This is a genomic window from Streptomyces torulosus (assembly GCF_001419765.1).
GTDB classification, from domain to species: domain Bacteria; phylum Actinomycetota; class Actinomycetes; order Streptomycetales; family Streptomycetaceae; genus Streptomyces; species Streptomyces torulosus.
This window is the reverse complement of record NZ_LIRK01000287.1, coordinates 1-24,376: the sequence shown is the minus strand read 5'-3', so window position 1 is coordinate 24,376 and position 24,376 is coordinate 1. Positions and strand designations below refer to the sequence as shown.

Below are 24,376 nucleotides of genomic sequence, written 5' to 3'. Positions count from 1 at the left end.
GAGCAGGGCGCCCGCGGTGGCGGCCGATGCCGTGAGCAGTCCGCGTCGGCTGACGGGGCGTTGGGGGGTGTGAGGGGAGAGGGAGGAGCGGGAGGAGGAGTGCGGGGGTGCCACTGTGCGTCCCTTCCACGAAGGGACCGGCGGCTGGCCGGTCCGGCTTCGACTGACGTCTGTCACCCCATCACATGCCGCCCCACCCCGCAGCCTTCGACAACCGACCGACAGGGCGTCGACAGCCCCACGACAGCCTCCTCGACGCCCCCACGTACGCAGAGGAAGGGCTCTCGCCGGGGCGGAGGAGCGGCGCGTACGCGGAGGAACGGCCACCGTCTGCGCGGAGGGCCCCCGCGTAGGCGAAAGGGGGCACCCCCTCCGTCCGGAGAAGGCGCCCCCTCGCTGCGACACCACCGCACCGCCATGAGTACGTGTCACGTGTGACGGCCGGTCATCCCTGTCCCGGCAGCGCGAAGCCGTGCCGACGGTGCCCAGCCGTGCCGCCTGTGCAGTTGTCGTGCCGCCTGTGCAGAGTCGTTACTTCACAGGGCCACGCCGAGGAGGGCGTCCACGGCGCGGGAGACGACACCGGGTGCCCCCTCGTCCGTACCGCCCTGCTCCTGCTGCCGCGCGGCCCAGCGGTCGACCGCCGCAAGCGCGGCCGGGGCGTCCAGGTCTTCGGCGAGGGCCTCGCGGATCTCCTCGACGAGCGCCTCGGCGGGCGGCCCGTCGGGCCGGGAGACGGCGGCACGCCACCGGCCCAGCCGGGCGACGGCGTCCTCGAGGACCTGGTCGGTCCACTCCCAGTCGGCCCGGTAGTGGTGGGCGAGGAGCGCGAGCCGTATGGCCGCCGGGTCGACCCCGTCCCGGCGCAGCCGGGAGACGAAGACGAGGTTGCCCTTGGACTTCGACATCTTCTCGCCGTGCAGCGCGACCATGCCGGCGTGGACGTACGCCTTGGCCATGGGGAACTCGCCGGTCAGTACCTGGGCGTGCGAGGCGCCCATCTCGTGGTGCGGGAAGGCGAGGTCGGAGCCGCCGCCCTGCACGTCGAAGCCCATGCCGAGGTGGTCCAGGGCGATGGCGACGCACTCGATGTGCCAGCCGGGCCGGCCGCGGCCGAGGGAGCCGCCGTCCCAGCTGGGCTCGCCCTCGCGCGCGGCCATCCACAGCATCGGGTCGAGGGGGTTCTTCTTGCCGGGCCGGTCCGGGTCGCCGCCGCGTTCGGCGGACAGCAGCCGCATCGCGGCGGCGTCGAGACCGGAGACCTTGCCGAAGTCGGGGTCGGACTCGACGGAGAAGTAGATGTCGCCCTCGAGTTCGTACGCGGCGCCGGCGTCGCGGAGCCGCTCGACGAGCGGGACGATGCCGGGGATGGCCTCGACGGCGCCGATGTACTCCCGCGGCGGCAGCATCCGCAGGGCGGTCATGTCCTCACGGAAGAGGGCGGTCTCCTTCTCGGCGAGGGCCACCCAGTCGATGCCGTCGCGCTCGGCCCGCTCCAGCAGCGGATCGTCGACATCGGTGACGTTCTGGACGTAGTGAACCTGCCGCTTGGTGTCGAGCCACACGCGCTGAACGAGGTCGAACGCGTTGTAGGTCGCCGCGTGACCCATGTGGGTAGCGTCGTACGGGGTGATACCGCAGACGTAGATACGGGCGACGGGACCGGGGTCAAGGGTGACCAGACCGCCGGTCGCGGTGTCGTGGATCCTCAGGTCGCGGCCCTTGCCGGGCAGGACGGGGACCTCAGAAGCGGGCCAGGCATACATGCCACGAGCCTAACCCGATCCTTCCCTGGTTAAGCGGGCCGCCCGACGGCTCGGAGCCGCGCGGTGTACGGCGGCCACGAACGGTGGGGCGGATGGTGCGGCGGATGGCGGGGCGCATCGCATGGTTCCCCGCGCCCGTTCGGGGTCACCCCTCGGATGTCCTCACACCGGCGGCCACGGGATCGCCGGCCACTCGCCGCTCGGTTCCGGGTGGCGGCCGGTCCTCAGCAGGGTGGCGACCCGCTCCCTGGTGGCGTCCAGTTCGGCGGCCGTGATCAGGGGCGACAGTTTCGCCGCCAGTTCCCCGCCGTCGCCCAACGCGTCCCGCAACCGCTTCAGCACGTCGACGGCGTCGTCCGTGAGGGGCTCCCCCGCCCACCCCCACAGCAGGGTCCGCAGCTTGTTCTCGACGTTGAAGGTCACACCGTGGTCGATGCCGTAGAGCCGGTCCTCGGCGGCGGGCAGGAGGTGGCCGCCCTTGCGGTCCGCGTTGTTGATGACGGCGTCGAGGACGGCGAGGCGGCGCAGTCGCCGGTCGTCGGCGTGCACGAGGAGCGCGGTCTCGCCGTCGCCGACCTCGGCGAAGCCGACGGCCTTCCAGCCCTCCCCCGCCTCCTCACCGTCCACGAGGGCGAGCAGCTCCGAGCCGGGCACCCCCTCGATCCACAGCTGGCACATGCCCTCCCCGTAGGGCCCGTCCCGCAGCACCGTGGGCGGTACGAGCCCCCACCCGGTCGCCTCGGACACCTCGTACGCGGCGACCTCGCGCTGCGCGAGCGTCCCGTCGGGGAAGTCCCACAGCGGGCGCTCCCCGGCGACGGGCTTGTAGACGCAGGCGGCCTCGCGTCCCTCGTACGAGACCGAGCAGTACAGGACCGCGTTGGACGCCTCGCGCACCTGGCCGCGCACGGTCAGCTCGCCCTCGGCCAGCAGCACGGCGGCCGAGGTCCGCCCGTCGGAGGTCACTCCCCGCGGCGGTATCCGTTCTGTCGCGGACATACGTGTCCCTCCGGGTCGAGCGGAAGACTGCACAGCGGGCACGGCGGCCGTCCCGCGTTGACGACGTCCAGGGCGCGCTTGGCGAAGGCCCTGGCCTGCGCGCCGGTGAGGCGGACGCGGAGCATCGGCGGGCCGTTCTCCTCGTCCTGGAGGAGCCGCTCCTCCGCCTCGGCGAGGTCCTCCTCGGAATCGGCGTCCAGCTCGACCAGCGCCTGGGCCTCGACGATCATGCGCTGCTCGTCGCCGTCCCAGGCCAGCGCCATGGTGCCGACGCGGAACTCCTCCTCGATGGGGGTCTCCAGCGGTGCCGTGTCCGAGACCTCGGTGGGGGCGACGGCGGGCACCGGGGCACTGCCGCCGCTGCGCCGCACGACCTCGTCGAGCAGCTCGTCCATACGCTCGGCGAGCGCGGCGACCTGGGTCTTCTCCAGGGACACGCTGGTGACCCGCTGCCCTGAGGAGGCCTGCAGGAAGAAGGTCCGGCGCCCGGGCAGCCCGACCGTACCGGCCACGAAGCGGTCCGGGGGGTCGTAGAGGAACACCTGACGGGACACGTCCTGTCTCCATTGGAATCGACGTCGGGACCGGTCACTCCGGCTGCTGACGGGTTCAGCGCCTTCGCGACCGCTTCACCCTACTGCGGTTGACGATCACGGTGCTCCCGCGCCGCCCCCGACGGCGGCGTCGCCGTTCAGGGGTTCCTCGCGCGGCGCCAGGGACGCGAAGTCCCCGGTGTCGCCGAGGCGGACGAGAAACGGCCGCAGTCGTGTGTAACGGATCGCGGTGATGGAACACGGTTCGACAGAGATCCGCTGGAAGAGGTCCAGATGAAGTCCGAGTGCGTCCGCCACGAGCGACTTGATGATGTCGCCGTGGGAGCACATCACATACACGGCGTCCGCTCCGTGGTCGCGCTCCACACGCGCGTTCCACTCCCGTACCGCCTCCGCCGCCCGGTGCTGCATCTCCCGCATCGACTCCCCGCCGGGGAACTGCACCGCCGTCGGGTGCGACTGGACGACCTGCATCAGGGGCTCGTCGGCGAGTTCGGCGAGCTTGCGGCCGGACCAGTCGCCGTAGTGGCACTCGCCGATGCGGTCGTCGGTGTGCGGGCTCAGCTCGGGCCGGGCCTCCAGGAGGGGGCGCATCGTCTCCTGGCAGCGCTGGAGGGGGCTCGTGACGACCTCGGAGATCGGCAGCCCGGCGAGACGGCCGGGCAGTGCCGCAGCCTGCGCGGTGCCGCGCTCGTCGAGGGCGACGCCGGGCATCCACCCGGCGAGCACCCCATCGGTGTTGGCGGTGGACCGGCCGTGCCGGACAAGGATCAACGTGGGCATGCGGCCCAGCCTAGACGCCCCTCCTGCGGCTCCCCCCGTCGAGAAAGGAACTCCCTGTGATCGTCGACTGCGCCGTCTACCGCGACGGCCACCGCACCGAGGGGCCCGAGGACCTCTCCGACGCCCTGGCCGCCGCGCGTGCCTCGGGCGGCTTCGTGTGGATCGGCCTGCATGAGCCGACGGAGAAGGAGTTCGCCCTCGTCACCGAGGAGTTCGCACTGCATCCGCTGGCCGTCGAGGACGCCCTGAAGGCGCACCAGCGGCCGAAGCTGGAGGTGTACGAGGACTCGCTGTTCATGGTGCTGAAGCCGGTGGTGTACGAGCCGGCCGGGGACACGGTGAGCACGGACGAGATCATGGTGTTCCTCGGCGACGCCTTCGTGGTGACCGTCCGCCACGGCGGCGGCTCGCCCCTGAACGCCGTACGACGGCGGCTGGAGCAGGAACCGGAGCTGCTGGGCGAGGGGCCCACGTCGGTGCTGTACGCGATCACGGACGCCACGGTCGACCACTATCTGGAGGTGGCGACCGAGCTCCAGACGGACCTGGAGGAGCTGGAGGCGGAGGTGTTCTCCCCGGACGTCGGCGGCTCGCGGAACACCGCGTCGCGGATCTACACCTTCAAGCGCCAGGTGCTGGAGTTCCGCCGCGCCACCGGCCCGCTCGCCACGCCCCTCACCCGGCTCTCCGGCCAGGGTGCGACCGGCTCCGCGGTGCCCTTCGTGAACGAGCAGGCCCGGCCCTTCTTCCGTGACGTCAGCGACCATCTCACCCGCGTGAACGAGTCCGTCGAGGGCCTGGACCGGCTGGTGTCCGACATCCTCTCGGCGCATCTCGCGCAGATGAGCGTCCGGCAGAACGACGACATGCGGAAGATCTCCGCGTGGGCGGCCATGGCGGCGATCCCCACGATGATCGCCGGGATCTACGGCATGAACTTCGAGCACATGCCCGAGCTGCGCTGGGTGTGGTCGTATCCGGCGGTGATCGCGGTGACGGCCGTGCTGGAGGTGCTGGTGTACCGGCTGTTCAAACGGCGCGGGTGGCTGTGACGACCGGCCGCCGCGCGCGGGGAGGCCAGGCGGAGCGGGAAGTGCTCCGCGCGCGCGTGCGGCTGTTCGTGCCCGGGACTCAGGCGAACTCGGGTGCCGCGGTCGCCGGTCCGCCGAGCGCGTCGCGGCGTTCCGGCATCTCCAGGGTGACCATGCGGCGCCAGCCGAAGGCCCGCTCGTAGGCGTACACCGCGTGGATGCCCGCGGCGAGCACGGCGGACTTGGCCTTCGGCCAGCCGAGCACACGCCCCATGTGGGCCATCACGGCGAGGCTGACGTCCCGGTAGACGGCGATCTCGGCGAGGGCGCACTCGCGCAGGGTCCGCTGGATGAGGCGGCCGTGTCCGGCGGCGGCGAACCGCAGGAGTTCCTCGTGGGTGTACGCGAGGTGGTTGTCCTCGTCGTCGGAGATCATCCGGACGGCCTTGCCGATCTCCGGGTGGTCGGCGAAGTGCTTGCGGAGCAGCACCATCTGCTCGGAGGCGCGCTGTTCGGTGACGCGGCTGTGGGACAGGTAGACGATGATGTCCCGCACCGTGAGGGCCTGGTCGGCCTTGAGCTTCTCGTGGGCCAGTCCGATGCCGTCGCGCTCCAGGAGCATCGTGTAGTCGGTCTCCGGCGGGACCTCCACGGGTTCGAGGCCGCGCTTCCTCATCAGGGCGTTGAAGATCCGTCCGTGCTTGTCCTCGTCCGCGCCGTGGCGGGTGATCCTGGGGGCGAGCGCGCGCTCGCTCTCCGGGACGAGCGCGGCGATGCGCGCGTTCTCCCAGCCGCCCTGCGACTCGCCGCTGGCGGCGATGGAGCAGAACAGCCGGAACGACTCGTCGTCGTCGATGATCTCCTGGAACAGGCTCTTGACCGAAAGCATCTGAGGCACCTCTCTGCAGGACCCTGCAAATCGAGTCAAATGGGGTACCAGGAGTCGGGCAACAGCTGTGTCGGACAAATCCGCCAAACGAAGGACGACAGGGCGGCGAAGACGCGTAACCGACAGGGCCGGTGGCGCGTTGTGTCCCGTGACGGCCGTGGCGGGGAAGACCCCCGAGCCCCCACCACGGCCGTAGAACTTCTCCGGGCCGACGTACCGGCCCCTCCCGTTACGCGAGCCCGGCCCGCTCCAGGGCCTCGGTGCCGGCCCGCAGCGAGGCGATCCGCTCGTCCAGCGTGAAGCCCGCGGGCGCCAGCGTGAGGGTGGTGACGCCGGCCTCCTTGTAGGCCTTCATCCGGTCGGCGATGCGCTCCACGGAGCCGAGGAGCGTCGTCTGGTCGATCAGCTCGTGCGGGATCGCGGCCGCGGCACCGGCCTTGTCGCCGGCCAGGTACTTGTCCTGGATCTCGGCGGCCTCCTTCTCGTAGCCCATGCGCTGGGCGAGCTGGTTGTAGAAGTTCTGCTTGCGGCTGCCCATGCCGCCGACGTACAGCGCGGTGTACGGGCGGAAGGTGTCGGCGAGCGTCGTGACGTCCTTGTCGTCGCCGACGGCGAGCGGCAGCGTCGGACACACGTCGAACCCGTCGAGGGTCTTGCCGGCCTTCTCGCGGCCCGCGCGCAGGTGCGTGATGGCGGTGTCCTCGAGGTGCGCGGCCGACGGGAAGATCAGCAGCGCGCCGTCGGCGATCTCACCGGTCTGCTCCAGGTTCTTCGGACCGATCGCCGCGATGTACAGCGGGATGTGCTCGCGGGTGGGGTGCACGGTGAGCTTGAGCGGCTTGCCGGGGCCGCCGGGCAGCGGCAGCGTCCAGTGCTCGCCGTCGTGCGACAGACGCTCGCGGGTCATCGCCTTGCGGACGATCTCGACGTACTCGCGGGTGCGGGCGAGCGGCTTGTCGAACTTCACGCCGTACCAGCCCTCGGAGACCTGCGGGCCGGAGACCCCGAGGCCGAGGCGGAACCGGCCGCCGGAGAGCGAGTCCAGGGTCGCGGCGGTCATGGCGGTCATCGCCGGCTGGCGGGCCGGGATCTGGAAGATGGCCGAGCCGACGTCGATGTGTTCGGTCTTCGCGGCGACCCAGCTGAGCACGGTGGCGGCGTCCGAGCCGTACGCCTCCGCCGCCCAACACACCGCGTAGCCGAGGCGGTCGGCCTCCTGAGCCACGGCCAGGTTGTCCCCGTCCATTCCGGCGCCCCAGTAGCCGAGGTTGATCCCGAGCTTCATGTAGACCCGCCTTCCCCTTACCGATCGGTAACGTCCTTGTTCCGCCGACCCTACCGGGGGGAGGCGGCAGGGTGGCCAGCGCGGGTGCGTCGTGGCCGGTCGCGCGGTGCGCTGGGGAAATCGTCGTCCACAGGCCCCCACACGGCGAACTCCGGACAGTAATGTCGGCGTCCATGGAGCAGAGGCATCTCGGCCGTACCGGCCTGCGCGTGTCCCGGATCGGGCTCGGCACCCTGACGTGGGGCCGCGACACGGACGAGCATGACGCCGCGGACATGTTGAAGGTGTTCTGGGAGGCGGGCGGCACCCTCGTCGACACGGCGGACGTGTACGGCGACGGCGAGGCCGAATATCTGCTCGGCCAGCTGATGGACGGCCTCGTGCCCCGCCGTGACCTGGTCATCTCCACGAAGGCGGGCAGCGTCCCCGACCCCGACCGCCGCTTCGACGGCTCCCGCGGTCATCTGCTCGCCGCCCTGGACGCCTCCCTGGCCCGCCTCGGCACCGACCACGTCGACCTCTGGCACCTCCACGCCTACGACCCCGAGACACCGCTGGAGGAGACGCTCCACGCCCTCGACCTGGCCGTCAGCAGTGGCCGCGCCCGCTACGCCGGGGTCTCCAACTTCTGCGGCTGGCAACTCGCGAAGGCGGCCACCTGGCAGCTCGCCGCACCGGGGATACGCACCCGGCTGGCCAGTACGCAGATGGAGTACTCCCTGCTCCAGCGCGGCGTCGAGCGCGAGGTGCTGCCGGCCGCGCTGGACCTCGGGGTCGGGCTGCTCCCGTCCTCCCCGCTGGGCCGCGGGGTGCTGACCGGGAAGTACCGGCACGCCACGCCGCCGGACTCGCGGGGCGGCTCCGAGCACATGGCCCGGTTCGTCGCGCCGTACCTCGACGACACGGCGACCAGCATCGTGGACGCGGTGCAGACCGCCGCGGACGGGCTCGCCGTGACGCCGCTGCAGGTCGCCCTCGCCTGGGTCCGGGACCGGCCGGGTGTCGCCGCGCCCATCGTCGGAGCGCGCAACGCGCTCCAGCTCACGGCGGCGTTGTCAGTGGAGACCCTTAGTCTTCCTGACGAGATCTGCCGGGCGCTCGACGACGTGTCGGCGCCCGTGCACCACTATCCCGATCACGACTGGAGCACGCTGTGAGCACGGAGCCCGCGACCACGGAGCCGGACGAGCCGGGGGATCGCGCCGACGCAACCCCCGACGCCGGGACCCCGGAGGCCGAGGGCACACCCGACGACCGGGGAACGGCGGCCGCCGCGGCCACGGACGACGGTGCCCCGGAGGACGGGGAGACCGGGGAGACCGCCGAGGACGCGGGCGCGGAGGCCACGGGGGACGCGGCTGCCGGCGCGGAGAGCGCCGACGGCGCGTCCGACCTGTCCGAGGCTCAGGCCGAGTTGGCGGCGCAGAAGCGGGAGCGGGAGCGGATCGAGCGCCGCAAGGCCGGGAAGAAGGGGCCGATCACGGCGGGCGCCAAGCTCAGCGGCACGGCGGCCGACCTGCTGGCTGCCGTACGGGCCGTGGAGGGCGGGCAGAAGCCCTCGGCCACCGTCTTCGCGGAGCCGGAGCCCGCGCCTCGGCGGCCCGCGCCGGAACCGGTGCGGCGCCCGGAGCCCGTGGCCGCCCCCGTCGCCGTGGCACCGTCCGGCGAGACGGTCGGGGCGGTGCGCGCGGTGCTGGCCGAGGGCGGTGCCCCGGAGACGCTGGCGCCGCAGGTCGCCGAGGCGCTCGGCGAGGGCGCCGGTGACCGACTGCGCGAGGACCCCTGGCAGTTGCTGCGGGTCGTCGGGGTCCGGCCCGAACAGGCCGACGGTTTCGCGCGGGCGCTGCTCGGCGCGGAGTGCGGCCCGGACGACGAGCGGCGCGGCCGGGCGGTCACGGTATGGCTGTTGGAACAGGCCGCCGTCGCCGGGCACACCGCGCTGGAGGTGCCGGCCCTCACCACCGCGCTCGCCCAGCGTGCGGTGCCGGACCCGGACGAGGCCGTGCAGAGCGCCGTCGCGGAGGGCGAGGCGCTGATCTTCCAGGACGCGCTCGACGACGCCCCGCCCGTCGCGGCGGCCACGGACGCCGAGGACGACGAGGAGGAGCCGGAGCGCCCGGTGCGTGTCCTGGTCGGCCTGGAGCGGTACGCCCTCGCCGAGGAGAGCCTCGCCGACGGCCTCGCCCGGATCATGAACTCCCTGCCCAAGGACGACACCACGGACTGGGCGTCCGCGGCCGCGTCGGCGCCCCGTCCCGCCGCCGACCTGATCCGCGCCGTCGCGGGGGACGGGCTCGTCCTGCACACCGGCGGCGAGGCCGCCCGCGCCGAGCCCGCCGTGCTGGTCGCCGCCGCGCGCGCCCTCGGGCTGCGGGCGTACGCCGCCACGCACAGCGCGGACGGCCGGCGGCGGTTCGCCGCGCTGCTGGACGCCGCCGGCACGGGCGGCGCGGCCCCCGGCGACGCCGGGGCGGGCGGTTCCGCCGTGGTCACCGTGGGCGGGCTGCTGGCCGGAGTCGAGGGGCCCGGCAGGGACACCGAGGGCGCGTTCGCCCTCGATCTGCTCGTGGTGCTGGACGCGCCGCAGCTCGACGTGGAGACCGCCGCCGTCCTGGTCGAGTCGCTGCCCGACGGGGCACGGCTGGTGCTCAGCGGCGATCCGGGGGTGCTGTGGTCCGCCGGGCCGGGTCGGGTGTTCGCGGACCTCCTCGCCGCCCGGGCCTGCCCTCAGGTCTCCTCACGGACCCCGGACCCCGGCCCGCTCGGTGAGCTGGTCTCCGGGATCGGGATCGGGGAGCTGAACCAGGTGGAGGCGCCCGGCAAGGAGGTCGTGATCGTGCCGGTGCGGGACGCCGGGGAGGCGGTGCACCGGACCGTGCAGCTCGTCGTGGACTCCGTGCCGAGGGCCTTCGGCGTCCCGGCCGAGCAGGTGCAGGTGATCACCCCCGGCCATGGGGGCGCGGCGGGCACCCGTGCGCTGAACGCTGCGCTGAAGGAGCGGCTGAACCCCGGGCCGGGCCGCTTCGGCGGGTTCGACCCCGGTGACCGTGTCGTCCACTCCCCCGTACCGGGCCGTGCGACGCCGGGGCGCGTCGTGAAGGCCGACGCGGAGGGGCTGCACCTGGAGTGCGCGGGCGGCGCCGTCGTCGTACCGAAGGAGCGGGTCGAGACGGCCGTACGGCACGGGTGGGCGCTCACGGCGCACCAGGCGGTGGGGCACCGCTGGCCGGCCGCGGTGGTCGTACTGCCGGGTGACGCGGGCGCGGCGCTCAGCCGTCCCTGGGTCTACACCGCGTTCTCCCGTGCGGAGCGGCACCTGTCCGTCGTCCACGGCGTCGAGCAGTTGCTCCCCCGCGCGGTCGCCGAGGTCCCCCCGAAGCCCCGCACGACCCGCCTCCCGGCCCTGCTCAAGGCGCAGGTACCCCCGGCCGGCTGACGCCAGGGGCCGGGGTGGGCGCGGCTGAGGGGAACGGCCGGTGAAAGCGGCGCAGCCGGGCGGCACCGTCCGTCGGCCCGGCGGAGCGGCGCGCCCCTGGGATCGGCCCGGAGGGCCGTCCTCAGGGGCGCGGGGAACCGCACGATCAAGCGCGGACGGCCCGCGCTTGATCGCCCACGGGCGGACCCGAGCCCATGGGCGTCCGGCGGTCCGACGCCCGCCCTACCGGTCCGCGTCCAGCGGCTCCAACTCCTCGTCCTCGTCCAGGTCCTCGTCCACATCGATCTCGTCCTCGACGTCCTCGACGTCCTCGATGTCGTCCTCGATGTCGTCCTCGATGTCGTCCTCGATGTCGTCCTCGTCCTCGTCGAAGACCGCGCTGACGTCGAAGCGGCAGACGACCCGCTGGGGGTCGACGTTCTCGAACGGGGCCTCCAGCCACTCCCCGGGGTCGGCCGTGTCGTCCCCGGCGGTGACCCAGAGCGTGGAGTCGCCCTCCTCCAGGCCGAACTCCTTGTGCCGGGAGGCGATCTCGTCCGCTTCGAACTCGCCGAACAGAACGCCCAGGGCGCCGTGGACGGTGGCCGACGCCTCGTCGTCGCCGGCGCCGACGGCGGACGGCTCGTCGGCCGCCTCCACCCGCTGCGCCTGCGCCAGCAACCGCTGCGGCTCCGCCACCGTGTAGTCCCGCCGGATCAGCACGCTCAGCGCGCTCGGCTCCTCGGGGCCGGTGTACGGCGGCATGTCCTCGGTGCCGGGGATCTCGAAGGGAGTGACCTCGTCGTAGCGGTCGTAGAGCAGTTCGTCGTACTCCTCGGCGGCCGCGGCCAGCTCGTTGAACGCCTCGTAGACGGCCGGGTCGTCCTCACCCGACCGGCGTTCGACCGCGGCCAGGTGGCGGTCGAGCGCGGTCTTGACCGCCTCGGCGGCGGCGCGTACCTCGGCAGCGGTGGGCTGCGCAGCATCAGACATAGTGCAGACGCTATCCGTACCGAGCCCCAGCCCGCACAATAGATACCGATGCCGGAATACGAATTTGTCGACGTGTACGTACCGCGCGGGGTCTCCCGCAAGGACGCCACACGCCTGCTGACGGACCATGCCGAGTACGGACACTGGGAGTTGGACCGACTGAGTCTGCTGCGCGATGGCAGCCGCAGGGTGCGGTTGCGCCGACGGATCATCCGCCAGGTGCGGGCCACGTGGTGATGTGAGCAGAGAAAAACGGAGCGGGCCCCGCTGGTGCGGGGCCCGCTCCGTTTCCTGTGCGCGGGGTCCGGTTACCGCGCGGTGGCCCGTGCCTTGCGGTAGATCATCGCGCCCCCGAGGAGCGTGCCGGCGCCCACCGACAGGGCGAGGCCGAGCGGCACCTCGGCGCCGGTCTGGGCGAGCTGCCCGACCGCCCCGGGCTGGGCGACGGTCCGGGTACCCGGTGTGTCGGTGCCACCACCGGGGCCGGGGGTGCCCGGGTTACCGGGGGTGCCCGGGTTACCGGGGTTGCCGGGGGTCTCGGGGTTACCGGGGTTACCGGGCTGCTCCGGGCCGGGCCGCTCGACCGGCGGGTTCTGCGGGCCGCCGGGGTTCTCGTGCGACCCTCCACCGCCCGGGTTCCCGCAGTCGTTGCCGGTCGTGCCGTTGCCGAGACCGATCACGCTGACGCTGTTGCCGCAGGCGTTGACCGGGACGTCCACCGGGACCTGCACATGGTTGCCGGAGCCGACGCCCGGCGAGTTGCCGGTGTGACCGTCCGCGTGGGATCCGCCGCCGTGGGAGGAGCCGTGGCCGCCGCCGTGCGAGGAGCCGTGGTGGCCGCCCCCGCCGTTGGAACACTCGTTGCCCGTGGCCGGGTTGCCGACGCCGACCACGTTGACGCTGTTGCCGCAGACGTTGACCGGTACGTGCACCGGGGCCTGCACATGGTTGCCCGACGCGACGCCGGGCGAGTCACTGGCGTACCCCTGCGCCCGCGAGCCCCCGTACGACGATCCGGAACCACCGCCACCGGCGTGCTTGCCGGTCTTGACGCCGTTGGAACACGTGTTGCCGGACGCGGGGTTGAGCAGCCCGACGACGCTGACGGTATTGCCGCAGACGTTGACCTCGGCCTCGACCGGCGCCTGCACGTTGTTGCCTGAGAGGACGCCGGGAGAATGGGTCGCGGAGCCCTGGGCGCCGGAATCGGCGTGCGCGTAACCGCCGGCCGCGGCGAGGACGCCGGACGCGGCCGCCATCGTCATCAGGCCCTTGCGGGTGACCTGTCGCATGTCTGAATTACCTGCCTTAGCCCTATGGTCTGATGTTCTTCACCTTGTCCGGGGAACCGGTCGACCCCGGAGTGCATGGCGCACACTCCGGGGCCAACGGTTATCGGACCCTCACCGGGTGAGGCACAACGTCACTTGTTGATGCAGGTGTTGCCGAAGGCGGGGTTCAGCAGCCCGATCACGTTGATCGTGTTGCCGCACACGTTCACAGGGACGTGAACGGGCACCTGGACGACGTTGCCGGACGCGACACCCGGGGAACCGACAGCGGCACCCTGGGCGCCGGCGTCGGCAACAGCCAGACCCGCACCCGCGAGCACGAGACCACCGGTGGCAGCCGCAGCAGCGACGACCTTCTTGATCATTATTCCTCCTTGTTGGCAAAGCGACCCCGAAGAGCGAGTCACATCACCTGTAACGAGGAGGGATGAATGGAGCTACGAGCTTATGTTCCGATTCACCCGACCCGGTCGATCTTCGTACGCGCTACCGAATAAAAGAGTCGCTCCGACACGCAAGAAGGTCAGGATGCGTCGAGGAATCGGTCGAGCACGCGCACACCGAACTTCAGGCCCTCCACCGGCACGCGTTCGTCGACGCCGTGGAACATGCCCGCGAAGTCCAGCTCCGGCGGCAGCTTCAGCGGGGCGAAGCCGAAGCCGCGGATACCGAGGTCGTCGAAGGACTTGGCGTCCGTACCGCCGGAGAGCATGTACGGGACCGCCTTCGCGGCCGGGTCCTCGGCGACCAGCGCGGACTGCATGGCGTCCACGAGCGCCCCGTCGAAGGACGTCTCCAGCGCCTTGTCGGAGTGCACGTCCTCGCGCCGCACCTTGGGCCCGAGGATCTTGTCGAGGTCGGCGAGGAACTCCTCCTCGAAGCCGGGCAGGAACCGTCCGTCGACGTGCGCGGTGGCCTCGCCGGGGATGACGTTGACCTTGTAGCCGGCGCCGAGCTGGGTGGGGTTGGCGGTGTTGCTGAGGGTGGCGCCGATGAGCTTGGCGATCCCGCCGAGCTTGGCGAGGGTGCCCTCCATGTTCTCCGGGTCCAGCTCGGTGCCGAGCGCGTCGCCGAGTTCGTCGAGGAAGGCGCGGGTGGTCTTGGTGACCCGCACCGGGAACGTGTGGCGGCCGAGGCGGGCGACGGCCTCGGACAGCTCGGTGATGGCGTTGTCGCGGTGGATCATCGAGCCGTGCCCGGCGGTGCCGGCCACGGTCAGCTTCATCCAGTGCATGCCCTTCTCGGCCGTCTGGATCAGATAGAGCCGCCGCTGCTCACTGACGGTGAAGGAGAACCCGCCGACCTCGCTGATCGCCTCGGTGACGCCCTCGAAGAGCTCGGGGTGGTTCTTGACCAGGTACTTGGCGCCGTACGTGCCGCCGGCCTCCTCGTCGGCGAGGAAGGCGAGGACGATGTCGCGCGGGGGCTTGCGGCCACTGCGCAGCCGGTCCCGGACGACCGCGAGGGTCATCGCGTCCATGTCCTTCATGTCGACCGCGCCCCGGCCCCACACACAGCCGTCGGCGACCTCACCGGAGAAGGGGTGGTGGGTCCAGTCGTCGGTGTTGGCCGGGACGACGTCGGTGTGGCCGTGGATGAGCAGCGCGGGCCGGGACGGGTCCTCGCCCTCGATGCGGGCCACCGTCGAGGCACGGCCCGGGTGCGACTCGAAGATCCTCGGTTCGAGACCCACCTCGGCGAGCTTCTCCGCGACGTACTCGGCGGCCTTGCGTTCACCCGGGCCCGAGTGGTCGCCGAAGTTGCTGGTGTCGATCTGGATCAGCTCGCGGCAGAGGTCCACGACCTCGTCCTCGCCGGTCACGCGCCTGGCCGTGTCCGTCTCGCTCACGCTGCTTCCTCCCGCTGTCGCTGCTGGTGGTTCCCCCTCATCCTCCTCCTGCCCAGGGGCCCGCCCCAAGACCGGGACCGGCCCGTCACACGCCGTTCACGCCCGGGGCCACCGGGAACGGGGTGTGATCGAGGGCCCCGGAAAGCCTGGTAATGTTTCCTCTGTCGCCGCGGGGGACACCCCGCACGACAGACACCTTGTCCGGGTGGCGGAATGGCAGACGCGCTAGCTTGAGGTGCTAGTGCCCTTTATCGGGCGTGGGGGTTCAAGTCCCCCCTCGGACACACAGTGGCGAAGGCCGCGACCATCAGGTCGCGGCCTTTGTGCGTAGAGTGCGGCGAAATGTGGGAGACGTCTCGCCCCGCCGGGAAAACCCCAGCTCACGGGGATGGCCCGATGCCTCCGGGTTGCTTCGCGGATGCGTCCTCTTGGCCGATACGACAGGCCGTAGTCACGTGAGCACTAGAGTATGGGGCTTGTTCGGCGCCGGGACGGAAACATCCCCAGGCAGACCTGCGGGCCCGCCGGTGCCCCCCGGGTCGTCCGGGTGTGAAAGGCGAGGATCCGATGGCCGCCGTGTACGAGAGTCCCGAGCTGACCCTGTTGGAGGGGGAACTGGCGGAGGGACTCGACGGGCCGGCCCTGTTCTCGGCGGGGCCCGCCGCCTCCCCCCGCACCCTCGTCGACGTCTTCGAGGCGTCCGTGCGGTCGTTCCCGGACGAGCCCGCGCTGGACGACGGCACTCGGCGGCTCACCTATCGCGCGCTGGCCATAGAGGTGGAGCGACTGCGGCGGCGGCTGGGCGAGGTGGGCGTCGGGCTCGGGGACCGGGTCGGGGTGCGGGTGCCGTCGGGCACCAACGACCTGTACGTGGCGATCCTCGCGGTGCTGGCCGCCGGCGCCGCGTACGTCCCGGTGGACGCCGAGGACCCCGACGAGCGCGCCGAGCTGGTGTTCGGGGAGGCCGGGGTGCGGGCCGTCGTCGGGGCCGGGCACCAGCTGACCGTCCACGGCGCGTCCTGCTCCCCCGCCGCGCGGCCCGGGGTCGAGAACGACGCGTGGATCATCTTCACCTCCGGTTCGACCGGGAAGCCCAAGGGTGTCGCCGTGAGTCATCGCAGCGCCGCCGCGTTCGTGGACGCCGAGGCGGAGCTGTTCCTGGCCGAGGAGCCGATCGGGCCCGGGGACCGGGTCATGGCCGGCCTCTCGGTGGCCTTCGACGCGTCCTGCGAGGAGATGTGGCTGGCCTGGCGGTACGGGGCCTGTCTGGTGCCGGTGCCGCGCGCGCAGGTCAGGAGCGGCGCCGATCTGGGGCCGTGGCTGGTCGAGCAGGAGATCACCGTGGTGTCGACGGTGCCGACGCTCGCGGCGCTGTGGGAGCCGGAGACGCTCAACGACGTCCGGCTGCTGATCTTCGGCGGTGAGGCGTGCCCGCCCGAGCTGGCGCAGCGGCTGGTGACGGAGGGGCGCGAGGTCTGGAACACGTACGGGCCGACCGAGGCGACCGTCGTGGCGTGTGCCTCGCTGATGAGCGGCACGGAGCCGATCCGGATCGGGCTGCCGCTGAACGGCTGGGAGCTGGCCGTCGTCGACGAGGCCGGGGAACCGGTGCCGATGGGCGGCAGCGGGCAGCTGGTGATCGGCGGAGTGGGCCTCGCGCGGTACCTGGACGCCGAGAAGGACGCGGAGAAGTACGCGCCGCTCGCGTCGCTGGGCTGGGAGCGCGCCTACCGCAGCGGTGACCTGGTGCGGGCCGAGCCGGAGGGGCTGGTCTTCCTCGGGCGGGCGGACGAGCAGATCAAGCTCGGCGGGCGGCGGATCGAGCTGGGCGAGGTGGACGCCGCGCTGCAGGGCCTGCCCGGCGTCGCGGGCGCCGCGGCCGCCGTACGGACCGCGCGGAGCGGGAACCAGCTGCTGGTCGGCTATGTGGTCACCCAGGACGGGTGGGACCATGCGGCGGCCGTGGAGCGGCTGCGGGCGGAGCTGCCGGCGGCGCTGGTGCCTCTGCTGGCGCCGGTCGAGGAGCTGCCGACGCGGACGTCGGGGAAGGTCGACCGGGACGCGCTGCCGTGGCCGCTGCCGGAGCTGGAGACCGGCGGGCCGGCCGAGCAGTTGTACGGCACCGAGGCGTGGCTCGCCGAGCAGTGGGCCGAGGTGCTGGGTGTGCCGGTGGGCGGCGCCGACGACGACTTCTTCGCGATCGGCGGCGGCAGTCTGGCGGCCGCGCAGCTGACGACGCGGCTGCGGAGCCGGTATCCGAGCGTGGCGGTGCTGGACGTCTACCAGCGGCCGACGCTGCGGAAGCTGGCCCGGTACCTGGAGGAGTCGGCGCAGGAGGACGGTGCGGGGCGGGCCGTGGCGGCCGTGCCGGTGCGGGCGCGGGTCGTGCAACTGCTGCTGCTCGTGCCGCTGTTCACGCTGCTGGGGCTGCGATGGGTGGTTCCGCTGGCGGCGCTGGGCAATCTGCTCGGGTCGTACGCGTGGCTGCCGACGGCGCCCTGGTGGGCCGTGGCGGCCGGGGCGCTGGTGTTCTTCACGCCGCCGGGACGGCTCGCGGTGGCGGCGGGCGGGGCGCGGCTGCTGCTGCGCGGGGTCCGGCCGGGGCGGTACGCGCGGGGCGGGAGCGTGCATCTGCGGCTGTGGGCCGCGGAGCGGCTGGCCGAGTTCAGCGGGGCGACCTCGCTGACCGGGGTGTGGCTGGAGCGGTACGCGCGGGCGCTGGGCGCCAAGGTGGGTGCCGAGGTCGATCTGCACGCGCTGCCGCCGGTGACCGGGCTGCTGAAGCTCGGGCGGGGCGCGGCCGTGGAGTCGGAGGTGGACCTGTCCGGGTACTGGCTGGACGGGGACCGGCTGGAGATCGGCGCCGTGAAGGTGGGCGCCGGCGCGGTGGTCGGGACGCGGAGCATGCTGCTGCCGGGGGCGCGGGTCGGCAAGCGGGCCGAGGTGGCGCCGGGGTCGGCGGTGGCCGGGCAGATCCCCACCGGGCAGCGCTGGGCGGGGGCTCCCGCGGTCAAGCTGGGCAAGGCGAAGCGGAACTGGCCGAAGGCGCGTCCGCAGCGGGGCCTGTTCTGGCGGGCCGCGTACGGGGCGACCGGTGTCGGGCTGACCGCGCTGCCGCTGCTGGCCGGGGTCGCCGCGCTGGCCGTGCTGGCGCTGTTCGTGGCGCCGGGTGCCGGGCTCGGGTCCGCGGTGCGGGGCGCGGCGGTGGGCCTGGTGCCCGCGACGCTCGCGTTCGGGGCGGCGTACGCGCTGTTGCTGCTCGTGGCCGTGCGGCTGCTGAGCCTGGGGCTGCGGGAGGGCACGCATCCCACGCACAGCCGGGTCGGCTGGCAGGCGTGGACGGTGAGCCAGTTGATGGACCGGTCGCGGGAGACGCTGTTCCCGCTGTACGCGGGGCTGGTGACGCCGGTGTGGCTGCGGCTGCTGGGGATGCGGATCGGGAAGGGTGCCGAGGTGTCCACCGTGCTCGCGCTGCCGAGTCTGACGACGGTCGGGGACGGGGCGTTCCTCGCGGACGACACGCTGACCGCGCCGTACGAGCTGGGTGGCGGCTGGATACGGATCGGGCGGGCGGAGATCGGGCGGCGGGCGTTCCTCGGGAACTCCGGGATGACCGCGCCGGGGCGTTCCGTGCCGGACGGCGGGCTGGTGGGGGTGCTGTCGGCGACGCCGAAGAAGGCGAAGAAGGGCAGCTCGTACCTGGGGCTGCCGCCGATGAAGCTGCCGAGGGCGGCGGCCGGCGGGGACCAGAGCCGGACGTACGAGCCGCCGGCGCGGCTGCTGTGGGCGCGGGCCCTGGTGGAGCTGTGCCGGATCGTGCCGGTGTTCTGCTCGGCGGGGCTGGCGCTGCTGACCGTGGCCGTGCTGAGCGCGCTGGGCGGCTGGGGGTGGCTGCTCGGCGGGCTGGTGCTGCTCGGCGCGGGCGTACTGGGGGGTGTGCTGTCGGTCGTCGCGAAGTGGCTGCTCGTGGGGCGGCACCGCAGTGGTGAGCATCCGCTGTGGAGCGGGTTCGTGTGGCGCAACGAGCTGGCGGACACCTTCGTGGAGGTGGTGGCCGTGCCGTGGCTGGCCGGGTCGGTGCCCGGTACGCCGCTGATGAACGTGTGGCTGCGCGGGCTCGGGGCGCGGATCGGCAGGGGGGTGTGGGTGGAGAGCTACTGGCTGCCCGAGACCGATCTGGTGACGCTCGGCGACGGCGCCACGGTGAACCGGGGATGCGTGCTGCAGACCCACCTCTTCCACGACCGGATCTTGCGGACGGATACTGTGGAACTCCGTGAGGGCGCCACGTTGGGCCCGGGCGGGATCGTCCTGCCCGGCAGTGTGATCGGAGCCCGCACCACGCTGGGTCCGGCGTCGCTGGTCATGGCCGCGGAGTCCGTCCCGGACGACACCCGGTGGCTGGGCAACCCGATCGAGGTGTGGCGGCCCTGAGCGCCGTGTCCGCGATGCCGGGGGACGATGGACGTCGTACGACAGCGGAGCGGGGAGCAGAAGCGGCAGTGGCGGTTCAGCAGGCGATGGGTCCGGACCCGTACTTCCCGGCGAACGGTGACGCCCGTTACCGGGTGCACCGGTACGAGCTGGGCGTGGACTACCGTCCCGGGCCCAACCGGCTGTCCGGCACCGCGCGGCTGAACGCCATAGCGGGCCGTGCGGCTCTCACCGAGTTCCAGCTGAACCTGGCCGACTTCAAGGTCGGCCGGGTCCGGGTCGACGGGCGGGCGCCGCACTACACGCACCGGGGAGGCAGGCTGCGTGTCCGGCCCGCGAAGCCGATCCGGGCAGGGGCCGCGTTCACGGTCGAGGTGCAGTGGTCGGGGAATCCGAAGCCGGTCAACAGCCCGTGGGGCGGGCTCGGTTGGGAGGAGCTGGCGGACGGGGCGCTGGTGGCGAGCCAGCCCGTGGGGGCGCCGTCGTGGTACCCGTGCAACGACCGGCCGGCGGACAAGGCGTCGTACCAGATCTCGATCACCACGCCGTCGGCGTACCAGGTGGTCGCGGGCGGGCGCCTGCTGACGCGGACGACGAAGGCGTCCACGACGACGTGGGTGTACGAGCAGTCGGCGCCGACGTCGAGCTATCTCGTCGGCCTGTCGATCGGGAAGTACCAGACGGTGCTGCTGGGCGATCCGGGTCCGGGCGGGGTGCCGCAGCACGGGCACATCCCGGCGCACATGCTCACCGAGTTCTCGCGGGACTTCGCGCGGCAGCCCGCCATGATGGAGCTGTTCGAGGAGCTCTTCGGGCCGTACCCGTTCGGTGAGTACGCGGTGGTGGTCACCGAGGAGGAGCTCGATGTCCCGGTGGAGGCACAGGGGTTGTCGCTGTTCGGCGCCAACCATGTGGACGGGGCGCGGGGTTCGGAGCGGCTGGTCGCGCACGAGCTGGCCCACCAGTGGTTCGGCAACAGCGTGTCCATCGCGGACTGGCGGCACATCTGGCTGAACGAGGGGTTCGCCAAGTACGCGGAGTGGCTGTGGTCGGAGCGGTCCGGCGGGCGTACGGCGGGGCAGCTGGCGGCCGCCGCGCACCGGAAGCTGGCGGCGCTCCCGCAGGATCTGCGGCTGGCGGATCCGGGCCGCAAGCTGATGTTCGACGACCGGCTCTACGAGCGTGGCGGACTGACCGTGCACGCCGTGCGCTGCGCCCTCGGTGACGCGGCGTTCTTCCGGATGCTGCGCGGCTGGGCGGCGGTGCATCGCGGGGGTGCCGTGACGACGGCGTCGTTCACCGCGCACGTCGGGCGGTACGCGGACGGGCCGCTGGACGATCTCTTCGCGGCGTGGCTGCACGAGCCGGCGCTGCCGCCGCTGCCGCAGGCGTCGCCGGCGGGTGGGGCGGTGCCCGCGCGGCCGCCGTATCCGCCGACGAACGCGGGCTCCGCGTAAGGGCTCCGCGTAAGGGCGGGTGCCGGGGGCGGGCAGAATGGCGGTCATGTCGTCGCGTCGCAGCCCCAAGGCCCGTTCGAAGCCCTCGTCCAGGTCCGCCGCCAGGCCCTCGGCCCCCGGCGGGGTGCCGTCGAGGGCGGCCGGCCCGTGCCCGTGCGGTCTTCCGGGCCCGTACGAGGGCTGCTGCGGCCGTTTCCACGCCGGGTCGGCCGGGGCCCCGACCGCCGAGGCCCTGATGCGGTCCCGGTACAGCGCTTTCGTCGTCGAGGACGAGGCGTACCTCCTGCGGACCTGGCATCCGCGCACGCGTCCGACACAGGTCGACTTCGACCCGGGCATGCGCTGGACCGGCCTGGAGATCCTCGGCACGAGCGAGGGTTCGGCCTTCCACACCACCGGCACGGTCACCTTCCGCGCCTCGTTCCGCGGCGGCTCCCTGCACGAACGCAGCCGGTTCGAGCGGGTGGACGGGGCGTGGGTGTATGTGGACGGGGAGTTCCTGGAGTCGTGACCCGGTACTTCGACCCGCTGAGCGCGATCGGTGACCACCGCGACTCGTTCGAGGGACAGTGGGACGACCGGCTGTGGCTGAACGTGCCGGGGCCGCTGTACGGCGGGGACACCGACACCTGCTGGACCGGGCGGCTGCACGCGCCCGACCACGTGCTCTACGGAGGTGACTACGCCACCGAGTACGTCTTCCGTCAGCCGAGGACGGTCGCGCAGACGGCCCGGCTGGTCGAGGCGGCCGAGAGCGACCCGTTGGCCGGATACGGCTGCGACGGGGACGCCCGGTGGACTCCGGGCCTCGTGCGGCAGTGGTGGCGTGATCGGGGGCGGGTCACGGAGTACCTGGTCGGCCGGAGGAGCGAGTGGGACGAGTTCGACGCCCGGTCGGGGCAGGAGATCGCCCTGGCCGTGCGGGCCTTCGCGGCCTACATCGCCGACGGGCTCGCCGACGATCTCCGCGTCTATCTGTACTGGCTGGAGGAGCGGCGCTCCCCCGGCGTCGGTGACCCGTTGCCGGAGCTGTAGCCGCGGGGCTCAAGGGGCCAGTATGTCGAGTTCCTTCAGGGCGCCCTCGGTGATCTCTCGGGTGAGGTGTTCGGCGCGGGCGGCGTCGCCCTCGCGGATGGCCTCGGCGACCTGGACGTGGAGGGTGACGGCGGCGGGGTCGGGGTCGTCGAACATGACCTCGTGGTGGGTGCGGCCCGCGAGGACCTCCTCGACGACGTCGCCGAGGCGGGCGAACATCTCGTTGCCGGAGGCGGTGAGGATCAGCCGGTGGAAGGCGACGTCGTGCAGGAGGTAGCCCTCCAGTTTGTGGCCGCGTGAGTGGGCGACCATGCCGATCGCGCACTCGGTGATGGCGGCGCACTGCTCGGCGGTGGCGTGGGTCGCGGCCAGGGCCGCGGCGACCGGCTCGACCGCCGACCGCAGGACGGTCAGCGAACGCAGCTGGCGGGGGCGGTCGGCGCCCGCGAGACGCCAACGGATGACCTGCGGGTCGTAGACGTTCCAGGCGGCCGCCGGGCGGACGATCACTCCCACCCGGCGGCGGGACTCGACCAGGTGCATCGACTCCAGCACCCGCACCGCCTCCCGCATCACGGAGCGCGACACCTCGAACCGCTGGGCGAGTTCATCGGTGCGCAGGACGCTGCCCGGCGGGTAGTCGCCTGCCGTGATCGCCGGCCCGAGCATGTCCAGTACTCGGCCGTGCAGCCCCCGGCCCGGTGTGGTCATGGGGATCAGGGTACGAGGCGAGGGGCGCCAAGAAAAAGTCAGATTTATTTGCGACGAGGGCTTGAATTAATCCTACGTAATGGGCTTCAGTGTGCGTCGACGTCGAGCTGACGTCTCAGATGTCGACGAGGACAGCGAGGTAGCGATGCGTACCGTTCCTAAAGACTGAGCGGGAGTGAGTCCTGTTGCCAGAACTCATGCTCAGTCGGACGCCCCGAACGGTGTTGGGTGTCCTGGTCGCCCGCGTTCGCTCCGCGTCCGGGCGGCACGGATCGTGTCCGTGGTCCGGGGATGCGGGGGCGGGTTCCCTCACGCCCCAGGTCACCTGGTGGGGCCTGGACCGTCCGATGCCCCGCACGATCGCTCCGGTCGTGTGGGGGCGGTGCCGTCCGTCGCCGGACCGGGTGCCCGAGGGCGCGCCTTCCGATCGCCACGGCTGCCGCGTCGTGGCGGGTGGGTTTCCTTGTCTTGCTGGTGAGGGGCTGTTGCCAGTGCTGGGCGCCCCAGCGGCTGGTGTAGGCGGGGTCGACGGCGACGACGGGAATGCCGAGTTCGGCGGCCATCGACACCAGCCGGGCCCGCAGCCTGGCCACGGGCATACCGGAGACCAGGGTGCGGAACCGTTTGCGGCGGCCGTGTTTCTCACGCGTCGTCTCCGCGGTGAAGTCGAGGTCCTCGATGGCGAGGGCGAGGTGATGGCGGCGGGCCCAGTGCAGCAGGCGGATCAGGGCATGCCGGACCTGGGCGTCGCGGTGGGCGGCGGGGCCGGTCAGGTCGTAGCCGAACCGTCTGGGTGCGCCGATGGGGTTGCCGTGGGTGTCCAGGCGCCAGGCGGCCAGGTGGTCGGCGTTGGTGTCGACCCCCGCCAGACCGCCCGCGCGGACTGCGGCCAGCGGCACGCTCTGCACCGCAGGGTTGGTCCAGGAGGCGGTGAGGTACCAGCGGCCGCGTGTCGTGTCCTCGTGGATGCGGTAGGCCACGGCCCGGTTCGCATGGATGCGGTCGGCCCACTGCTCACCCCGGTGCGCGAACCTCACCCGGGCGGTGAGCACGTACCGGCCGTGCGGGGCATTCGCCAAAGACGCCAGCGGGGCGGGGAGTTTGAGGGAGATCTCGCCGTCGGGGGTGACGCGGATGGTCTCGTTGCCGAACCGTTTGCCGGACTCGCCGTCGGCCTGGAGGAAGCGGCGCTCGGCCTGCCAGCGGGTGCGCCACTGCTCCTCGGTGAGCTGGGCGGCAGCGAGGTGGTGGCGGGTGTTCAGCAACCCTTTTCCGCCCCGCACCACGTGCACGCGCCCGGCTTCCCAGTCCGCCCGGAGGGCTTGGAGCCGGTCGGTGAGCACGTGCAGGCGGCGCGCCTTCGCATGCCACTCCCGCCTGCTCGCATAACCCCCTGGAGCATGCTTACTGCCCTTCTCGCCCACCGGCAGCGACAACCGGTGCGCGAGCATCCGCACACCCGCTTCCAGGCCCTGGATGTGCGCGAGCTGACTCCGCCGGGCCAGCCCCCACTGATCATGCGTGGCCTTCGTGATCGACCCGGCCCAACGGGAGGACGACACCCCCGTCACAGACCGCTTACGCGCAGCCCACCCCTCGGCGTCGTGGTCCAGCCCGCACACCGGACCTTCAGATCCCGGGAGGCGAGCGCGCCCAGATGGTCACCGACCAGGCGCAGTACGGTCTCGTCCTTTGCCGTCAGCTGCTTGAGCCGGTCACGGACCGCCACACCCGACGGGCCGACGGCGACGAACGGCGCCGCCAACTCCCGCAGCCCACCCATCCCCATCACCACCGTCCCCGGCACCAGCCGAACCCTCACCACGCTCCTCAACGACCCACACGGGCGAAGGTCACACATGCGACCGAGGAACCTTCGTTCC

At 72.5% G+C, this 24,376-nt stretch carries 19 protein-coding genes, 1 tRNA gene and 1 pseudogene; 9 read left to right on the top strand and 12 right to left on the bottom strand.

Features of this window, described 5'->3' with window-relative positions:
* Positions 1–536: 536 nt before the first annotated feature.
* The 4 genes from mshC to AOK23_RS20530 form a co-directional block, all read right to left on the bottom strand.
* Positions 537–1,766, bottom strand: coding sequence for a cysteine--1-D-myo-inosityl 2-amino-2-deoxy-alpha-D-glucopyranoside ligase (gene mshC / locus AOK23_RS20545; protein ID WP_055714154.1), 1,230 nt, complete (start codon positions 1,764–1,766; stop codon positions 537–539).
* Between the two features lie 162 nt (positions 1,767–1,928).
* Positions 1,929–2,765, bottom strand: coding sequence for an SCO1664 family protein (locus tag AOK23_RS20540; protein ID WP_055714153.1), 837 nt, complete (start codon positions 2,763–2,765; stop codon positions 1,929–1,931).
* Positions 2,729–3,319 carry a DUF3090 domain-containing protein gene (locus AOK23_RS20535; protein WP_055514112.1) on the bottom strand — a complete coding sequence of 197 codons (591 nt, stop codon included), beginning with the start codon at positions 3,317–3,319 and terminating at the stop codon, positions 2,729–2,731. The genes AOK23_RS20540 and AOK23_RS20535 overlap by 37 nt, the downstream gene beginning before the upstream one ends.
* 96 nt (positions 3,320–3,415) lie before the next feature.
* Entirely contained in the window at positions 3,416–4,102 is a 687-nt protein-coding gene (locus tag AOK23_RS20530; protein ID WP_055714152.1) for a histidine phosphatase family protein, read from the bottom strand.
* A gap of 56 nt (positions 4,103–4,158) precedes the next feature.
* On the opposite strand from AOK23_RS20530, the gene corA reads away from it, so the two are divergent.
* Complete coding sequence (gene corA / locus AOK23_RS20525; protein ID WP_055714151.1) at positions 4,159–5,154, top strand: magnesium/cobalt transporter CorA; 996 nt, start codon at positions 4,159–4,161, stop codon at positions 5,152–5,154.
* 79 nt (positions 5,155–5,233) lie between these two features.
* Here the strand turns inward: corA and AOK23_RS20520 are convergent, their stop codons facing one another.
* Positions 5,234–6,022, bottom strand: coding sequence for a hypothetical protein (locus AOK23_RS20520; protein WP_055714150.1), 789 nt, complete (start codon positions 6,020–6,022; stop codon positions 5,234–5,236).
* A 229-nt stretch (positions 6,023–6,251) separates the two neighbouring features.
* Positions 6,252–7,307 carry an LLM class F420-dependent oxidoreductase gene (locus tag AOK23_RS20515; RefSeq protein ID WP_055714149.1) on the bottom strand — a complete coding sequence of 352 codons (1,056 nt, stop codon included), beginning with the start codon at positions 7,305–7,307 and terminating at the stop codon, positions 6,252–6,254.
* A 173-nt stretch (positions 7,308–7,480) separates the two neighbouring features.
* Between AOK23_RS20515 and AOK23_RS20510 the strand changes: the two genes are divergently transcribed.
* Positions 7,481–8,464 (top strand): aldo/keto reductase, encoded by a 984-nt coding sequence (locus tag AOK23_RS20510; protein ID WP_055714155.1) that lies wholly within the window; start codon positions 7,481–7,483, stop codon positions 8,462–8,464.
* Entirely contained in the window at positions 8,461–10,743 is a 2,283-nt protein-coding gene (locus AOK23_RS20505) for a helix-hairpin-helix domain-containing protein (protein ID WP_055714148.1), read from the top strand. The genes AOK23_RS20510 and AOK23_RS20505 overlap by 4 nt, the downstream gene beginning before the upstream one ends.
* Positions 10,744–10,965: 222 nt before the next feature.
* Here the strand turns inward: AOK23_RS20505 and AOK23_RS20500 are convergent, their stop codons facing one another.
* Positions 10,966–11,715 carry a hypothetical protein gene (locus AOK23_RS20500; protein WP_055714147.1) on the bottom strand — a complete coding sequence of 250 codons (750 nt, stop codon included), beginning with the start codon at positions 11,713–11,715 and terminating at the stop codon, positions 10,966–10,968.
* A 48-nt stretch (positions 11,716–11,763) separates the two neighbouring features.
* Between AOK23_RS20500 and AOK23_RS20495 the strand changes: the two genes are divergently transcribed.
* Complete coding sequence (locus AOK23_RS20495; RefSeq protein ID WP_005485166.1) at positions 11,764–11,952, top strand: DUF5703 family protein; 189 nt, start codon at positions 11,764–11,766, stop codon at positions 11,950–11,952.
* A 71-nt stretch (positions 11,953–12,023) separates the two neighbouring features.
* Here AOK23_RS20495 and AOK23_RS20490 read toward each other — a convergent pair whose 3' ends face one another.
* From AOK23_RS20490 to AOK23_RS20480, 3 genes are all read right to left on the bottom strand, one after another.
* Complete coding sequence (locus AOK23_RS20490) at positions 12,024–13,007, bottom strand: chaplin (protein ID WP_055714146.1); 984 nt, start codon at positions 13,005–13,007, stop codon at positions 12,024–12,026.
* A 131-nt stretch (positions 13,008–13,138) separates the two neighbouring features.
* Positions 13,139–13,372: a chaplin ChpH gene (gene chpH / locus AOK23_RS20485; RefSeq protein WP_055714145.1), complete on the bottom strand. Its 234-nt coding sequence runs from the start codon at positions 13,370–13,372 to the stop codon at positions 13,139–13,141.
* Between the two features lie 158 nt (positions 13,373–13,530).
* Complete coding sequence (locus AOK23_RS20480; RefSeq protein ID WP_055714144.1) at positions 13,531–14,856, bottom strand: M20/M25/M40 family metallo-hydrolase; 1,326 nt, start codon at positions 14,854–14,856, stop codon at positions 13,531–13,533.
* A 199-nt stretch (positions 14,857–15,055) separates the two neighbouring features.
* Between AOK23_RS20480 and AOK23_RS20475 the strand changes: the two genes are divergently transcribed.
* The 5 genes from AOK23_RS20475 to AOK23_RS20455 all read left to right on the top strand — a co-directional run bounded on the left by AOK23_RS20475 (position 15,056) and on the right by AOK23_RS20455 (position 21,782).
* Positions 15,056–15,140, top strand: a tRNA-Leu gene (locus AOK23_RS20475).
* Between the two features lie 283 nt (positions 15,141–15,423).
* Complete coding sequence (locus AOK23_RS20470; RefSeq protein WP_055714143.1) at positions 15,424–19,290, top strand: Pls/PosA family non-ribosomal peptide synthetase; 3,867 nt, start codon at positions 15,424–15,426, stop codon at positions 19,288–19,290.
* A gap of 68 nt (positions 19,291–19,358) precedes the next feature.
* The gene (locus AOK23_RS20465) at positions 19,359–20,747 is read left to right on the top strand and encodes a M1 family metallopeptidase (protein ID WP_206336246.1); all 1,389 of its coding nucleotides are present in this window, start codon (positions 19,359–19,361) and stop codon (positions 20,745–20,747) included.
* A 46-nt stretch (positions 20,748–20,793) separates the two neighbouring features.
* The gene (locus tag AOK23_RS20460; protein ID WP_157878100.1) at positions 20,794–21,258 is read left to right on the top strand and encodes a YchJ family protein; all 465 of its coding nucleotides are present in this window, start codon (positions 20,794–20,796) and stop codon (positions 21,256–21,258) included.
* Complete coding sequence (locus AOK23_RS20455; RefSeq protein ID WP_055714140.1) at positions 21,255–21,782, top strand: ferredoxin family protein; 528 nt, start codon at positions 21,255–21,257, stop codon at positions 21,780–21,782. The genes AOK23_RS20460 and AOK23_RS20455 overlap by 4 nt, the downstream gene beginning before the upstream one ends.
* A 9-nt stretch (positions 21,783–21,791) precedes the next feature.
* On the opposite strand, the gene AOK23_RS20450 is transcribed toward AOK23_RS20455, so the two are convergent.
* Both AOK23_RS20450 and AOK23_RS20445 read right to left on the bottom strand, forming a co-directional pair.
* Positions 21,792–22,493, bottom strand: a complete 702-nt coding sequence (locus tag AOK23_RS20450; protein WP_055714139.1) for a FadR/GntR family transcriptional regulator — start codon at positions 22,491–22,493, stop codon at positions 21,792–21,794.
* A 158-nt stretch (positions 22,494–22,651) separates the two neighbouring features.
* A pseudogene (locus AOK23_RS20445) lies at positions 22,652–24,276 on the bottom strand (IS200/IS605 family accessory protein TnpB-related protein).
* Between the last annotated feature and the right edge of the window lie 100 nt (positions 24,277–24,376).

Excerpts from the sequence above, each read along its gene's own strand:
- mshC (WP_055714154.1), bottom strand. The coding sequence starts at position 1,766 with ATGTATGCCTGGCCCGCTTCTGAGGTCCCCGTCCTGCCCGGCAAGGGC.
- AOK23_RS20540 (WP_055714153.1), bottom strand. The coding sequence starts at position 2,765 with ATGTCCGCGACAGAACGGATACCGCCGCGGGGAGTGACCTCCGACGGG.
- AOK23_RS20530 (WP_055714152.1), bottom strand. The coding sequence starts at position 4,102 with ATGCCCACGTTGATCCTTGTCCGGCACGGCCGGTCCACCGCCAACACC.
- AOK23_RS20520 (WP_055714150.1), bottom strand. The coding sequence starts at position 6,022 with ATGCTTTCGGTCAAGAGCCTGTTCCAGGAGATCATCGACGACGACGAG.
- AOK23_RS20515 (WP_055714149.1), bottom strand. The coding sequence starts at position 7,307 with ATGAAGCTCGGGATCAACCTCGGCTACTGGGGCGCCGGAATGGACGGG.
- AOK23_RS20510 (WP_055714155.1), top strand. The coding sequence starts at position 7,481 with ATGGAGCAGAGGCATCTCGGCCGTACCGGCCTGCGCGTGTCCCGGATC.
- AOK23_RS20500 (WP_055714147.1), bottom strand. The coding sequence starts at position 11,715 with ATGTCTGATGCTGCGCAGCCCACCGCTGCCGAGGTACGCGCCGCCGCC.
- AOK23_RS20495 (WP_005485166.1), top strand. The coding sequence starts at position 11,764 with ATGCCGGAATACGAATTTGTCGACGTGTACGTACCGCGCGGGGTCTCC.
- AOK23_RS20490 (WP_055714146.1), bottom strand. The coding sequence starts at position 13,007 with ATGCGACAGGTCACCCGCAAGGGCCTGATGACGATGGCGGCCGCGTCC.
- chpH (WP_055714145.1), bottom strand. The coding sequence starts at position 13,372 with ATGATCAAGAAGGTCGTCGCTGCTGCGGCTGCCACCGGTGGTCTCGTG.
- AOK23_RS20470 (WP_055714143.1), top strand. The coding sequence starts at position 15,424 with ATGGCCGCCGTGTACGAGAGTCCCGAGCTGACCCTGTTGGAGGGGGAA.
- AOK23_RS20460 (WP_157878100.1), top strand. The coding sequence starts at position 20,794 with ATGTCGTCGCGTCGCAGCCCCAAGGCCCGTTCGAAGCCCTCGTCCAGG.
- AOK23_RS20450 (WP_055714139.1), bottom strand. The coding sequence starts at position 22,493 with ATGACCACACCGGGCCGGGGGCTGCACGGCCGAGTACTGGACATGCTC.